The organism is Kaistia sp. SLG-1 (assembly GCF_059699055.1).
Genome location: NZ_AP048544.1, coordinates 2,077,682 through 2,090,278 on the forward strand (window position 1 = coordinate 2,077,682; position 12,597 = coordinate 2,090,278).

The 12,597-nt window shown below is 66.8% G+C and carries 16 protein-coding genes; 9 read left to right on the top strand and 7 right to left on the bottom strand.

Translation table 11 applies throughout. The annotated features are described in order from the left end of the window. Positions 1-262 precede the first annotated feature (262 nt). Together AC6HZP_RS09265 and AC6HZP_RS09270 are read right to left on the bottom strand one after the other, a co-directional pair. Entirely contained in the window at positions 263-1,195 is a 933-nt protein-coding gene (locus AC6HZP_RS09265; RefSeq protein ID WP_497526319.1) for a cytochrome c, read from the bottom strand. A gap of 3 nt (positions 1,196-1,198) precedes the next feature. Continuing rightward, a complete protein-coding gene (locus AC6HZP_RS09270) occupies positions 1,199-1,642 on the bottom strand; it encodes a c-type cytochrome (RefSeq protein WP_201403282.1) in 444 nt (147 codons plus the stop codon). Between the two features lie 295 nt (positions 1,643-1,937). Between AC6HZP_RS09270 and AC6HZP_RS09275 the strand changes: the two genes are divergently transcribed. Further along, positions 1,938-2,537 (top strand): superoxide dismutase, encoded by a 600-nt coding sequence (locus AC6HZP_RS09275; protein WP_201403283.1) that lies wholly within the window; start codon positions 1,938-1,940, stop codon positions 2,535-2,537. A gap of 66 nt (positions 2,538-2,603) precedes the next feature. Here the strand turns inward: AC6HZP_RS09275 and AC6HZP_RS09280 are convergent, their stop codons facing one another. The 5 genes from AC6HZP_RS09280 to msrB form a co-directional block, all read right to left on the bottom strand. Next, positions 2,604-3,317 carry a glutamine amidotransferase gene (locus AC6HZP_RS09280; RefSeq protein WP_497526320.1) on the bottom strand — a complete coding sequence of 238 codons (714 nt, stop codon included), beginning with the start codon at positions 3,315-3,317 and terminating at the stop codon, positions 2,604-2,606. Positions 3,318-3,390: 73 nt separating this feature from the next. Then, complete coding sequence (locus tag AC6HZP_RS09285; protein ID WP_497526321.1) at positions 3,391-3,738, bottom strand: hypothetical protein; 348 nt, start codon at positions 3,736-3,738, stop codon at positions 3,391-3,393. A gap of 84 nt (positions 3,739-3,822) precedes the next feature. After that, positions 3,823-5,913, bottom strand: a complete 2,091-nt coding sequence (locus AC6HZP_RS09290) for a S9 family peptidase (RefSeq protein ID WP_497526322.1) — start codon at positions 5,911-5,913, stop codon at positions 3,823-3,825. 105 nt (positions 5,914-6,018) lie between these two features. After that, the gene (locus tag AC6HZP_RS09295) at positions 6,019-6,474 is read right to left on the bottom strand and encodes a lipocalin-like domain-containing protein (RefSeq protein ID WP_497526323.1); all 456 of its coding nucleotides are present in this window, start codon (positions 6,472-6,474) and stop codon (positions 6,019-6,021) included. Positions 6,475-6,516: 42 nt separating this feature from the next. Beyond that, positions 6,517-6,939 (bottom strand): peptide-methionine (R)-S-oxide reductase MsrB, encoded by a 423-nt coding sequence (msrB, locus tag AC6HZP_RS09300; protein ID WP_497526324.1) that lies wholly within the window; start codon positions 6,937-6,939, stop codon positions 6,517-6,519. A 240-nt stretch (positions 6,940-7,179) separates the two neighbouring features. Between msrB and AC6HZP_RS09305 the strand changes: the two genes are divergently transcribed. The 8 genes from AC6HZP_RS09305 to AC6HZP_RS09340 are packed head-to-tail and all read left to right on the top strand — an operon-like array spanning position 7,180 to position 12,596. Further along, positions 7,180-7,665, top strand: a complete 486-nt coding sequence (locus tag AC6HZP_RS09305) for a Na+/H+ antiporter subunit E (RefSeq protein WP_497526325.1) — start codon at positions 7,180-7,182, stop codon at positions 7,663-7,665. Then, the gene (locus AC6HZP_RS09310; RefSeq protein ID WP_497526326.1) at positions 7,662-7,940 is read left to right on the top strand and encodes an MrpF/PhaF family protein; all 279 of its coding nucleotides are present in this window, start codon (positions 7,662-7,664) and stop codon (positions 7,938-7,940) included. The genes AC6HZP_RS09305 and AC6HZP_RS09310 overlap by 4 nt, the downstream gene beginning before the upstream one ends. Beyond that, positions 7,940-8,326: a monovalent cation/H(+) antiporter subunit G gene (gene mnhG / locus AC6HZP_RS09315; RefSeq protein ID WP_497526327.1), complete on the top strand. Its 387-nt coding sequence runs from the start codon at positions 7,940-7,942 to the stop codon at positions 8,324-8,326. Before AC6HZP_RS09310 ends, mnhG begins: the two co-directional genes overlap by 1 nt. Next, a complete protein-coding gene (locus tag AC6HZP_RS09320) occupies positions 8,323-8,859 on the top strand; it encodes a DUF4040 domain-containing protein (RefSeq protein WP_497526328.1) in 537 nt (178 codons plus the stop codon). Before mnhG ends, AC6HZP_RS09320 begins: the two co-directional genes overlap by 4 nt. Then, the gene (locus AC6HZP_RS09325) at positions 8,859-9,278 is read left to right on the top strand and encodes a Na(+)/H(+) antiporter subunit B (protein WP_497526329.1); all 420 of its coding nucleotides are present in this window, start codon (positions 8,859-8,861) and stop codon (positions 9,276-9,278) included. Before AC6HZP_RS09320 ends, AC6HZP_RS09325 begins: the two co-directional genes overlap by 1 nt. Continuing rightward, entirely contained in the window at positions 9,275-9,658 is a 384-nt protein-coding gene (locus tag AC6HZP_RS09330) for a cation:proton antiporter subunit C (protein ID WP_497526330.1), read from the top strand. Before AC6HZP_RS09325 ends, AC6HZP_RS09330 begins: the two co-directional genes overlap by 4 nt. Beyond that, complete coding sequence (locus AC6HZP_RS09335) at positions 9,655-11,136, top strand: monovalent cation/H+ antiporter subunit D family protein (RefSeq protein ID WP_497526331.1); 1,482 nt, start codon at positions 9,655-9,657, stop codon at positions 11,134-11,136. Before AC6HZP_RS09330 ends, AC6HZP_RS09335 begins: the two co-directional genes overlap by 4 nt. Beyond that, positions 11,133-12,596, top strand: coding sequence for a proton-conducting transporter transmembrane domain-containing protein (locus AC6HZP_RS09340; RefSeq protein WP_497526332.1), 1,464 nt, complete (start codon positions 11,133-11,135; stop codon positions 12,594-12,596). Before AC6HZP_RS09335 ends, AC6HZP_RS09340 begins: the two co-directional genes overlap by 4 nt. The last annotated feature ends 1 nt before the right edge of the window (position 12,597 follow it).

A 12,597-nucleotide genomic window follows, 5' to 3' on the forward strand; every position in this document is an offset into this window, starting at 1 on the left:
CTCTGTTTTCCGAATGACGCCACCTCAATCGGTCACTAAGGCCTTTCCTGCAAGCTCGACCATCATCCTGAGGTGCCCGGCGAAGCCGGGCCTCGAAGGAGGGTCCAGGAAGCGATCCCTGACGGAGACTGAGCGGATGCCGGATCGCTGGGCGTCTGCCGCATAGTACCCCGCTGGACCCTCCTTCGAGGCTTCGCTACGCGAAGCACCTCAGGATGATGGTGGAGGCGGTTGAGGGAGAGGCAAAGGGTAGCCTGCGGGCCTACTTCGCCTTCGCGCCTTCCGCCGCCGCCACCGGCGGGACCTGCTTCAGATATTCGGCGATCGCCGCGCGGTCTTCGGCCGGGAGCTTCGCCATGTTGCGCTGGACCTCGGCCATGGTGCCGCCGATCGAATCGAACGAGGGCGTGAAGCCGGTTTCGAGCGCGTTGGCGATGTCCTCGGCGCTCCAGTCGCCGATGCCGCCGGGGCCGGGCGTGATGTCGGGGATGCGGCCCTTGCCGGAGGGGTCGGGCGCGCCGCCGAGGGCGCGGTTCCTCTCCAGGCCGCCGAGCGCGGTGCGCGGCGTGTGGCACTCGTTGCAGTGGCCGGGCCCCTCGACCAGATAGGCGCCGTGATTGACGGCTTCGCTCTTCGCCGGATCGGGCGCAAACGTCTCGCCGTCGAGATAGAGCCACTTCCAGAGCCCGAGGCCGCGCCGGATCGAGAAGGGGAAGGGGAGCTCGTGCGGCTTGTTGGCGGTCGCGTCGGCGGGCAGCGTATCGAGATAGGCCTTCAGATCGACGAGGTCCGGCACCGTCATCCGCTGATAGGACGTATAGGGGAAGGCCGGATAGAGATGCGATCCGTCGGGCGCCAGGCCGCGCTTCATCGCGTTTACGAAGTCGAGCGTGCTCCAGTTGCCGATGCCATGCGCCTTGTCGGGCGACAGGTTCGGCGCGTGGAAGGTGCCGAAGGGCGAGGCGATCGCCACGCCGCCCGAGAGTTTGAGAAGATCGCCGTCCTTGGCGCCAGGCGCCGCGTGGCAGGATGCACAGCCGCCGGCCCAGAACAGCCGTTCGCCCTTCGCCGCGTCGCCCGGCTTGTCGGGCAGAACGGAGGCGTCGAGCGGCTGCGGCGCGGTCAGGAACCAGAAAGCCGCCGCGGCGAGGGCCGCGACAGCGATGACGGGAATGGCGGCGGTACGGATACGCACCGGTCAGCTTTTCTTGACGCGGAACTTCTCGTGGCAGCTCTGGCAGCTGCCGCCGACCGCGCCCGCCGATGCCTTGATGGCGTCGAGCCCGCCGGCAGCCGCCGCGGCGCCCGCCGTGGCATCGGCGCCGAGCTTGACGGCGATCGCCTCGAAGCCGGCCTTGTCCTGCCAGATCGCCGGCGAGGCCGTCGTCTTGCCCTGGTCGGAGCCTTCCGGGAACAGGGAGGGGAAGCTCTTCATGTCGACGGCAAGCTTCTCGAACGCGGCCTGCGCGGCGGCGGCGTCATAGTCCGTCTTGCCCTGGACCATTTCGAAGATCGTCTTGGCAGCGGCTGCGTTCGCCTTCATCAGCGCCTGACGCTCGGCGATGACATCGTCTGCGGCATGGGCCAGCCCCGTGGCCCCGAGCGTCAGGACGAGCCCGGCCAGAATGATCTTGAAGCGCATCGAGTAACCTCCGTTGTGGTGTCCGGAACGGTTCTAAGTTTTCCCGCTAAACGTGACGGTGGCAAGTCGGAGTGAATCCGTCACGCAAAAATGATGACGCCGGACAAGCCTTTGCGCGCATCACTTGCCAGCGCCGGGGGCGGATCGGAAACACCCATAGCTTTGATTGTGCATCGGAGCGGAGGCGAGTTGCCGGACACGTTGCCGGTGCCTATGTTGCATCCGGAACCTTCCCGCCGGGGCATCGTTTGCAAGCGAGTCCCACCCAACCGACATGGTCGATAGGAGTCTTCCCATGGCTTTCGAACTTCCGCCGCTCCCCTATGACTACGAGGCGCTCGCGCCCTTCATGTCGAAGGAGACGCTGGAGTATCACCACGACAAGCACCATCAGGCCTATGTCACCAACGGCAACAACCTGCTGAAGGACTCGGGCCTCGAGGGCAAGAGCCTGGAAGACATCGTCAAGGAGAGCTACGGCAAGAATGCCGGCCTCTTCAACAATGCAGGCCAGCACTACAACCACCTGCATTTCTGGAACTGGCTGAAGAAGGACGGCGGCGGCAAGAAGCTGCCGGCCAAGCTGCAGGCGGCGATCGATTCCGACCTCGGCGGCTACGACAAGTTCCGCACGGACTTCATCGCAGCCGGCACGACGCAGTTCGGCTCCGGCTGGGCCTGGGTCGAGGTCAAGGACGGCAAGCTCGCCATCTCCAAGACCCCGAACGGCGAGAACCCGCTGATCCACGGCGCGACACCGATCCTCGGCGTCGACGTCTGGGAGCACTCCTATTACATCGACTACCGCAACGCCCGCCCGAAGTACCTCGAGGCGTTCGTCGACAGCCTGATCAACTGGGACTACGTCCTGGAGCTCTACGAGAAGGCCGTCTGATCCGGCGCTCGGAATTTCTGACGGAAACCCCGGCCTCGCGCCGGGGTTTTCTTTTGGGGCTGTAAATCAGGCCGTGGCGAGGCCCGCCTGCGCCAGCCATTCGCGCATCAGCGCGTCGGCGCGCCGAGCCAGCGCAGGGCCATATTCGGCCGCGTCTCGACGCAGGCGAGGGATGTCTATGCCGGCTCCGGCCAGCTCGGCCGCGTGACCGACCAGCCAGCGCTCGAAGCGCAGCCCGGTATCCGCCTCGGGATGGAACTGCAGGGCGAGGATCGCCGGGCCGAGCGAGAAGGCCTGCTGGGCGCAAAGCGAGGTCGAGGCGAGATGGCTCGCTCCCTCCGGCAGATCGTAGGTGTCGCCGTGCCAATGCAGCACCGGCCCGCCCTCGAGATGGCGCAGCGGGCTGGCGGCCCCGGCGGCCGTCAGCGTCACCGGCGCAAAGCCGATTTCCTTGACCCCGGACGGAAACACGCGCCCGCCAAGCGCCGCCGCCATCAGCTGCGCGCCGAGGCAGAGGCCGAGCGTCGGCCGGCCGGCGGCGAGGCGTCGGGCGAGGAAGTCGCGCTCGGCCTTCAGGAAGGGATAGGTTTCGTCCTCATAGACGCCGATCGGTCCGCCGAGGACGACCAGCAGGTCCGGCGCCAGCGGGTCGCCGGCCAGGAAATCCGCGTCGCCGGCATCGCGATATGTGATGGAGAAGCCCGCATCGGCGAGGGCCGGCGCGAACACGCCAAGATCCTCGAACTGGACATGGCGGAGCGCCAGAACTGTCTTCGACATCGTCTCGATCTGTCATGGAGGAGAGGGCGGGCCGGGCGGCGCGGCTCTGTTGAATGGATGGTATGCCGGCGGGTCAGTACCGCGCCGGCAGGCCCTGCTTGCAGAAGGTGAAGTTCATCAGCCGCGGCCATTCCGACTGGGTGTCGTAGAGCCAGTGCTTGCATTCCTTCTGGGTGCGGAAGCAGCCGACGCCCCAGGCGGGCTCGAGACCGCGATCCCAGACATCCGGCTTCGAGCCGGAGAAGCGCGAGAACCAGACCTTGCCGGGGCCGATCGCGGCCGCGAGGCCCCGGCAGTCGCCCTGCGAAACATTCTGGCCGTAGCTCAGGCCGAAGAAGACCTGCGCGCTCGCCTGCGAGGGAACTGCGACCAGCCCCGCCAAGGTCGACGCAACCAGTGCCGCCGCCGCCAATCGTTTCATCGTGACGCCCTCGATTACCCCTGACGTTAAGGTGCGGCAGCGCCGGATGAAGTCAAGCGCCGCCGCGTTTGTCGAGAGGGAAGATCAGCCGTTGCCGATGATCTTGCTGGCGACGATCTTGATCGCGAAGGCGGTCGAGAACGCCGTCTCCTTCAGCCGGTCGAAGCGGCCGGAGGCGCCGCCATGGCCGGCGTCCATGTTGGTCTTCAGCATCAGCACCGCGTCGCCGCGCTTCGTCTCGCGCAGCTTCGCGACCCATTTCGCCGGTTCCCAATAGGTCACGCGCGGGTCGGTCAGGCCGCCGATCGCCAGGATCGGCGGATAGGCGTGGGCGCCGACATTGTCGTAGGGCGAGTAGGACGCGATGTTCTTGAAATCCTCCGCGCTCTCGATCGGGTTGCCCCATTCCGGCCATTCCGGCGGCGTCAGCGGCAGGGTGTCGTCGAGCATGGTGTTGAGCACGTCGACGAAAGGCACCTCGGCGATGATGCCGCCGAAGAGATCCGGCTGCATGTTGGCGACGGCGCCCATCAGCATGCCGCCGGCCGATCCGCCCCAGGCCACGATTTTTCCGCGCGACGTGAAGCCTTCCTTGGCCAGATATTCGCCGGCGGCGATGAAGTCGGTGAAGGTGTTCACCTTCTTCTCGCGCCTTCCGTCGGTGTACCAGCGGAAGCCCTTGTCCTTGCCGCCCCGGATATGGGCGATGGCATAGACGAAGCCGCGATCGACCAGCGACAGGCGCGAGATCGAGAACGAGGCGGGGATGGTGATGCCGTAGGCGCCATAGCCATAGAGCAGGCAGGGCGCGCTGCCGTCGAGCTTCGTGTCCTTGTGGTAGAGCAGCGACACCGGAACCGTCTCGCCGTCGGCGGCCTTGGCGAACACGCGGCGCGTCACATAGTCGGCCGGGTTGTGGCCGGAGGGAATCTCCTCCTCCTTGCGCAGCGTGCGTTCGCGCGTCGCCATGTCGTAGTCATAGACGCGCGACGGCGTCGTCATCGACGAATAGGTGAAGCGGAGCGTCGAGGTGTCGAACTCGTAGCCGTCGCCCATGCCGAGCGAATAGGCCTCCTCGTCGAAGGCGATCGCATGTTCCTCGCCGCTGGCGAGCGCCCGCACGACGATGCGCGGCAGGCCCGCGAAGCGCTCCAGCCGGACCAGGTAGTCCTTGTAGACGGTCATGCCGAGGATCAGCGTGCCGGGATTGTGCGGCACCAGGTCCTTCCAGTTCGCGCGGCCGGGCGAGGCGACCGGGGCGGTGACGATCTTGAAGTCCTCAGCGTCGCCGGCATTGGTCAGGATGTAGAGCGTGTCGCCATTGTGGTCGACGGAGTATTCCTCCGCCGTCTGGCGCTCGGCGATCAGGCGAGGCTCCCCGGTCGGGTCCTCGGCGTCGAGCAGGCGGACTTCCGAGGTTTCGTGGTCGTGGCTGTCGATCAGGATGTAGCGCGAGGACTGCGTCTGGCCGACGCCGAGGAAGAAGCCCGGATCCTGCTCCTCGAAGACGAGCACGTCGTCCGCCTGCGGCGTGCCGACGACGTGGCGGTAGACGCGGCAGGGGCGGTGGTTGTCGTCGAGGACGGTATAGAAGATCGTGTTGCTGTCGGCCGCCCAGACGCCGCCGCCCGTCGTCGCCTCGATCGTGTCGCTGAGATCGGCGCCGGTCGCGATGTCGCGGACATGCAGCGTGTAATATTCCGAACCCTTGTCGTCATAGGCAAAGGCGAGAAGCTTGTGGTCGGGGCTGTGGTCGGCGCTGCCGAGCCGGAGATAGGCGCGGCCCTCGGCCAGCTTGTTGCCGTCGAGCAGGGTGGTTTCCGGGCCGCTGCCGTCGCGCGCCGTGCGGACGACCAGCGGCTGCTCGGCGCCCTCGGTGAAGCGCATCGCATAGGCGAAGGGGCCGTCGGGCGAGGGAACGGAGGAATCGTCTTCCTTGATCCGCCCGCGCATCTCGGCGAACAGAGTCGCCTGCAGCGCCTCGGTATCGGCCATCTCATTGGCCGTATAGGCGTTTTCCGCCTCGAGATGGGCGCGGATATCTGGCGCCAGCACGCTCGGATCGCGCATCACCTCCTGCCAATTGTCGGCGCGAAGCCAGGCATAGTCGTCGGTGAGCGTGACGCCGTGATGGCTTGATGTCACGGGGCGCTTGGCGGCAATCGGCGGGTTCACGAGAGATATGGCTCCTGCGGGAGGATCGTTGGGACAGGGCGGGACGGCTCGGTAAGCGTCCGTTCGAAAGGAGGCGTGTATTGGTACCGCCGCGCGGGCGGGGGTTCAATGCGGGGGTATTGGAGGCACGGCAGACTTCTCCCGCCGCCAGGAGACGCGGGCGAAGACGGTGGTTTCCTCTCCGCCAGCCTTGGGCAGGCGAAGAGGGGCGCTGACGAGGTCGAGCGCGTCGCCGTCCAGCGTGAAATAGCGGACCTGCTCGCTGCCGACCCAGGGCTCGAACCAGGCGATGTCGACCGAGGTCACGAGCCGGTTCGGCGGTTCCAGCCGATAGGGGCCGGAATAGGCGATCAGCGACTGGAACGCCGCCGCCTGCTCGCCTTCGGAATGCGGAACGGAACGCTCGCCCGGCGTCATCAGGGCGAAGAAGCGGCCATCGGCGTGGAACAGGATCGTGCCGGAAGGGCGCGCCCCGAAGGGCTCGTGGCGTTCTCCCGTCCGGACGTCCTCATAGACGAAGGACTTCAACAGCCATGCGCCGAGCAGTCGATCGTTCTCCATGGCCGCGCCTCGTTTCTCCGAGCCGCCGGCCCGCCTTCCGGCTCAGGCTTCCTCGCCGTCGTCCGGCTTCAGCTTCAGGGCGGTGCCGTTGGTGCAATAGCGCAGGCCGGTCGGGTTCGGCCCGTCTGGGAAGAGATGGCCGAGATGCGCCTCGCAGCTGGCGCAGACGATCTCGGTCCGCACCATGCCGTGCGAGCGGTCGGTCACTTCGCTGATCGCCTTGTCGTCGACGGCGTCGAAGAAGCTCGGCCAGCCGCTGCCGGATTCATACTTGGTCTCGGAGCGGAACAGCGGCGCGCCGCAGGCGACGCAGGTATAGAGCCCGGCGCGCTTCTCGTGCAGATAGGGTCCGGTGCCCGGCCGCTCGGTCGCCTGCTGCCGCGTGACGGCATATTGCTCCGGCGTCAGCTCGGCGCGCCATTCGGCGTCGGTCTTCTCGATCTTGGGACGGTCGGTGGTGGACATGCCTGCTCCTCGGTCTGTGGCCGCTACCTTGGCGACAGATGGCAATCGGGTGAAACACAGCTCGTTGTTCTAGATAGGCGATCGCCGCAAATTCACAATCGCTTCCGTTCGCCTTGTCGCACCCGTCGCTTTTACGGTCGTGTTTGTCTTGGGTTGGGCGGCTCATCGTGCTTTATCTCAGCCGATCCATCGAATCACGATCCCGTCCCGAAGATGTCCTGAACAGGAGGAGCTGATTACATGCTGCGCACCGCCAGCCTTGCCCTCTTTCTGTTTGCATTCTGGCTGCTGCTTTCAGGGCATTACACGGTCTGGTTGATCGCATCGGGCGCGATCCTCTCCGTCCTCTTGGCGCTTCTCGGCCGGCGTTTCGGATTTTCTGACGAGGAGGGGCATCCGGTCGATCGTCTTCTGTCCGGCCTGACCTACTGGCCCTGGCTCGCCCGCGAGATCGTCAAATCGGCGATCGGGGTGACCCGGATCATCCTCGATCCGAAGCTGCCGATCTCGCCGCAGCTCTTCCACACCAGGGTCTCGGCGCGGACGCCGGTCGGCATCGCCACCTACGCCAATTCGATCACGCTGACGCCCGGCACGATCACGGTCGCGATCGACCGCGAGAAGGATCATTTCCTCGTCCATGCCCTGACGAAGGAGGGCGCCGCCGATGTCGAGGCCGGCGAGATGGACCGCCGCGTCGCCCGCTTCGAGGGGAGGGAGGCATGATCGCCGCAGCCCTTCTCGCCGTTCTGGTCGCGATGGCGCTGGTCGTCGTTAGGGCCCTGCGCGGGCCGACGACCTTCGACCGGCTGCTCGCCGCCAATTCGATCGGCAATGGCGCGATCCTCGTCCTCGCGCTGTTCGGCTTCCTGACCGGGCGGCCGGAATTCCTCGATCTCGGCCTCACCTACGCGCTGCTCAACTATGTCGGCATCTTTGCCGTGCTGAAGTTCTTCCGGCACGGCTCGCTCGGCGCCGAGGCGGAGGCGGACAAGTCTTGATGGCGCTCATCACCCAGATCGTCGCGGGCCTCTTCCTGTTCGCGGGCGCGTTCTTCCTGATCGCCGGCGCGATCGGCATGAACCGGATGCCGGATCTCTTCACGCGCATGCACGCCGCCTCGGTCGCCGACACACTGGGCGTCAGCCTGATGCTGATCGGCATGGTGTTTCTGGCCGGCTTCTCGCTGGTTTCGGTCAAGCTCGCGCTGCTTCTCGCTTTCCTGCTCTTCATGGGTCCCGTCGCCTCGCATGCGCTCGCCGCGGCGGCGCTGCAGGCTGGCGTCAAGCCTGTGCTGGCCGGGGACGGCAAGCGGACCGAGCCGGCCACGGCGAAGAAGGCCGGCGGCAAGCCGAAGGCCGCGACGCGGAAGGGCCGCAAGTCATGATCGAGACCGCGGTCACCATCGTCCTCTTGCTGCTGCTCGGCGCGGTCACGATCGGCATCGTCCGCGTGCGCGGCCTGTTCGCCGCCGTGGTCCTGCTCGGCATCTACAGCTTCCTGATGGCGACGCTGTTCATCGTGCTCGATGCCGTCGACGTCGCGATGACCGAGGCCGCCGTCGGCGCCGGCGTCTCGACCGTCTTCTTCCTCGGCGCGCTCTACCTGACCGACACCGTCGAGGCGCCGTCGACGCGCGGACAGTTCGTGCCGCTTCTCGTCGCCCTGGTCACGGCCGGCGCGCTGGTCTGGGGGCTCAGCGACCTGCCGGAGTTCGGCTCGCCCGACCAGCCGATCCACCGCCAAGGCGCCGATTATCTGGCGCGGTCGGTGCCGGAGACCGGCATTGCCAACGTCGTCAGCGCGGTTCTCGCCAGTTATCGCGGCTTCGACACGCTGGGCGAGACGACGGTCGTCTTCACGGCCGGCATCGGCGTGCTGGCGCTCTTGCGCCGCCGCCGGAGCGAGGGAGGCAACTGATGCGGTTCGACATCATCCTGCGCGTCGCGACCAAGTTCATGCTCGCCCCGCTGCTTCTGTTCGCGCTCTATGTGCAGCTGCACGGCGATTACGGCCCGGGCGGCGGTTTCCAGGCGGGCGTCATCGCGGCAGCGGCCATCATTCTCTACGGCCTGATCGTCGGTCTTGCCCCGGTGCAGAAGATCGTCCCGATGCGCCTGCTGGAGGTCCTGATCCCCGGCGGCGTGCTGATCTACATGGGCGTCGGCATCGCCGGCCTGCTGACCGGCGCCAATTTCCTCGACTACAACCATCTCGCCCATGACGCCGTGCACGGGCAGGAATGGGGCGTGTTCCTGGTCGAGATCGGCGTCTTCATGACCGTGTTCTCGACCATGGTCGCGATCTTCTATGCCTTCGCCGGCCGGAGGCGCTCGTGATCGCCCATTTCAGCCAGATCGCCACGATCTTCCTGATGGTCGCCGGCCTCTATGTCGTCATCGCGCGCGGCAACATGGTCAAGAAGCTGATCGGCCTGTCGTTGTTCCAGACCTCGGTCTACCTGCTCTACATCCTGCCCGGAAAGCTCCTCGGCGGCACGGCGCCGATCCTTGACGCCGGGCATGCCGTCTACGCCAACCCGCTGCCGCATGTGCTGATCCTGACCGCCATCGTCGTCGGCATCGCCACGCTTGCGCTCGGGCTGACGCTGGTGGTGCGGATCAAGGAAGCCTACGGCACGATCGAAGAAGACGAGATCATCGCCAGGGATACGCCGAAGGCTCGCTCGACACCCGGCTGGGGCGCGAAATCCGCATGATCGCGCCGCACCTGCCGATCCTTTTGATCGTCGTTCCGCTGCTTGGCGCCGTGCTGGCGGCGCTGTCGCGCCATCCCTTTGCCGCCTGGGCGATCGCGCTCATCGCCTCCGCCGCGACGGCGGCGATCGCGATCGCGCTGCTCTGGCGCGTACAGGCGGAAGGGGTGATCTCCTACCGCATCGGTGGCTGGGCGCCCGAGCTCGGCATCGAATATCGCGTCGACGCGTTCAATGCCTTCATCGTTGTTCTGGTCGGCATCGTCGCCGTCGTGACGATGCTCTATGCGCGCCGCAGCGTTGTGGCCGAGATCATCCCCGAGCGCATCGCGTGGTTCTACACGATGATGCTGCTCTGCATCGCCGGCCTGCTCGGCATCGCGGTGACGGGCGATGCCTTCAACGCCTTCGTCTTCCTGGAGATCTCGTCGCTCGCGACCTATACGCTGATCGCGCTCGGGCGCGACCGGCGGGCGCTGGTCGCCGCCTACCAGTATCTGATCGTCGGCACGATCGGCGCGACCTTCTACGTCATCGGCGTCGGGCTGATCTATCTCTCGACCGGCACGCTCAATCTGGGCCTGATCGTCGAGCGCCTCGCGGGAACAGAGGGATCGCGCGCGTTGATCGTCGCCGAGGCGTTCATCGCTGTCGGCATCTGTCTGAAGCTGGCGCTGTTCCCGCTGCATGCCTGGCTTCCCAACGCCTATGCCTATGCGCCGTCCGCCGCCACCACGCTGCTCGCCTCGACCGCCACCAAGGTGGCGCTCTATCTGCTGGCGCGCTTCCTGTTCACCGTGTTCGGCGGCCATGTCGATGTCGGCGAGATCCCGATCGGCTCGATCCTGATCGTGCTGTCGGTGGCGGCGATGTTCATCCCGTCCGCCGCCGCGATCTTCCAGAACGACGTCAAGCGCATCCTCGCCTTCTCGTCGGTCGGCCAGATCGGCTACATCACGCTCGGCCTCGCGCTCGCCAATCCGACCGGACTGACCGGCGGCCTGCTGCACCTCTTCAATCACGCGCTGATGAAAGGCGCCGCGTTCATGGCGATCGGCGCGATCGTCTTCCGTTCGGGCACGGCCAAGCTGGACGAACTCTCCGGTATCGGCCGCACCATGCCGTGGACCTCAGCCGCGCTGACGATCGCCGGCCTCGGCCTGATCGGCGTGCCCGGCACCAGCGGTTTCGTCTCGAAATACTATCTGATCCTCGGCTCGCTCGAGGCGGGCCTCGGCTGGCTGGCGATCCTGATCGTCGCGAGCTCGGTCCTCGCTGTGCTCTATGTCGGCCGCATCGTCGAGGTGGTCTGGTTCCGCGAGCCGGCAATGGCCGCCCGTGAAAGCCGGGAGGCGCCGTTCGAGCTGCTCGTGCCGATGTGGATCCTTGCCGGCGCGACGATCTGGTTCGGCATCGACGCGGAATGGCCGGCCGGCCTCGCCGCGGCGGCCGCCAACCGGCTGCTCGGGGTGGCGCCATGACGGCTTTCCCCCTGACCGACGCGAACCTGCTGGCGCTGTCGCTGGCTCTGCCGGCGCTCGCGACGCTGGCGATCGCGCTGCTCGGCCGCTGGCCGAACGCGCGCGAGGCGGCGACGCTGGTCGGCGCGGTGCTGTTGTTCGGCGTGGTGATGGCTCTGCTCACGCATGTGCTGCAGGGCGCGCGGCCGGAGCTGCACCTCGCCTCTGTCGCGCCCGGTCTGGCGCTGGCGCTGAAAATCGATCCGCTCGGCATGCTGTTCGCCGCCGTCGCCTCGACGCTCTGGATCGCGAATTCGCTCTATTCGATCGGCTACATGCGCGGCAATGACGAGCCGCGCCAGACGATCTTCTATGCCTGCTTCGCGATCGCCATCTTCGCGACGATGGGGCTGGCTTTCGCCGGCAATCTCTTCACGCTCTTCGTCTTCTACGAGATCCTGTCGCTCTCGACCTATCCGCTGGTCACGCACAAGCAGAGCCCGGCGGCGATGAAGGCCGGCCGGGTCTATCTGCTGACGCTGATCGGCGCCTCGATGATCCTGCTGCTGCCGGCGATCGTCTGGACCGGCATGGTCGCCGGCACGCTCGATTTCCGCACCGGCGGCATTCTCGACGGCAAGCTCGGCGCGGGCGCAATGACCGTGCTGCTCGCGCTCTTCGTCTTCGGCGCGGCCAAGGCGGCGGTGATGCCGCTGCATCGCTGGCTGCCGGCCGCGATGGTGGCGCCGACGCCGGTCTCCGCGCTGTTGCATGCCGTCGCCGTCGTCAAGGCAGGCGTCTTCACCATCCTCAAGGTCGTCGTCTCGGTGTTCGGCATCGAGACGCTCGCGGCGAGCGGCGCCAGCCAGTGGCTGGTCTATGTCGCTGGCTTCACCATCGTCGCCGCTTCGATCGTCGCGCTCCGGGCGGATGATCTGAAGCGCCGTCTCGCCTATTCGACGGTCGGCCAGCTTTCCTATGTCGTGCTTGCCGCCGCGCTTGCTTCGCCGGTGGCGGTGCTCGGCGCAGCACTCCATATCGCGGCACACGCGGTCTCCAAGATCACGCTCTTCTTCGCCGCCGGCTCGGTCTACACGGCCGAGCATGTCACCAAGGTCAGCCAGATGGACGGCATCGGCCGGCGCATGCCCTGGACGATGGGAGCCTTCGCCATCGGAGCGCTGTCGATGATCGGCCTGCCGCCGGCGGCCGGGTTCCTCGGCAAATGGTTCATCCTTGACGCGGCGACGGGTGCTGCGAACTGGGTCGCGGTCGGCGTCATCATCGTCTCGACCGTGCTGAACGCCGCCTATTTCCTGCCGATCCTGACGCGCGCCTTCCTGCGACCGGCGAACGGCCCCCGCCAGGAGGCGCCGCTGCCGATGGTGGTCGCGCTGACGGCCACTGCGGCCGGCACGGTGCTGCTGTTCCTGTTTCCCGGCGTGCCGTTCCGCCTCGCCTCGATGATCGTGGGAGGGTGAG

Excerpts from the sequence above, each read along its gene's own strand:
- AC6HZP_RS09275 (WP_201403283.1), top strand. The coding sequence starts at position 1,938 with ATGGCTTTCGAACTTCCGCCGCTCCCCTATGACTACGAGGCGCTCGCG.
- AC6HZP_RS09325 (WP_497526329.1), top strand. The coding sequence starts at position 8,859 with ATGCGGTTCGACATCATCCTGCGCGTCGCGACCAAGTTCATGCTCGCC.
- AC6HZP_RS09285 (WP_497526321.1), bottom strand. The coding sequence starts at position 3,738 with ATGAAACGATTGGCGGCGGCGGCACTGGTTGCGTCGACCTTGGCGGGG.
- AC6HZP_RS09295 (WP_497526323.1), bottom strand. The coding sequence starts at position 6,474 with ATGGAGAACGATCGACTGCTCGGCGCATGGCTGTTGAAGTCCTTCGTC.
- AC6HZP_RS09335 (WP_497526331.1), top strand. The coding sequence starts at position 9,655 with ATGATCGCGCCGCACCTGCCGATCCTTTTGATCGTCGTTCCGCTGCTT.
- AC6HZP_RS09340 (WP_497526332.1), top strand. The coding sequence starts at position 11,133 with ATGACGGCTTTCCCCCTGACCGACGCGAACCTGCTGGCGCTGTCGCTG.
- AC6HZP_RS09310 (WP_497526326.1), top strand. The coding sequence starts at position 7,662 with ATGATCGCCGCAGCCCTTCTCGCCGTTCTGGTCGCGATGGCGCTGGTC.
- AC6HZP_RS09320 (WP_497526328.1), top strand. The coding sequence starts at position 8,323 with ATGATCGAGACCGCGGTCACCATCGTCCTCTTGCTGCTGCTCGGCGCG.
- msrB (WP_497526324.1), bottom strand. The coding sequence starts at position 6,939 with ATGTCCACCACCGACCGTCCCAAGATCGAGAAGACCGACGCCGAATGG.
- AC6HZP_RS09270 (WP_201403282.1), bottom strand. The coding sequence starts at position 1,642 with ATGCGCTTCAAGATCATTCTGGCCGGGCTCGTCCTGACGCTCGGGGCC.
- mnhG (WP_497526327.1), top strand. The coding sequence starts at position 7,940 with ATGGCGCTCATCACCCAGATCGTCGCGGGCCTCTTCCTGTTCGCGGGC.
- AC6HZP_RS09305 (WP_497526325.1), top strand. The coding sequence starts at position 7,180 with ATGCTGCGCACCGCCAGCCTTGCCCTCTTTCTGTTTGCATTCTGGCTG.
- AC6HZP_RS09280 (WP_497526320.1), bottom strand. The coding sequence starts at position 3,317 with ATGTCGAAGACAGTTCTGGCGCTCCGCCATGTCCAGTTCGAGGATCTT.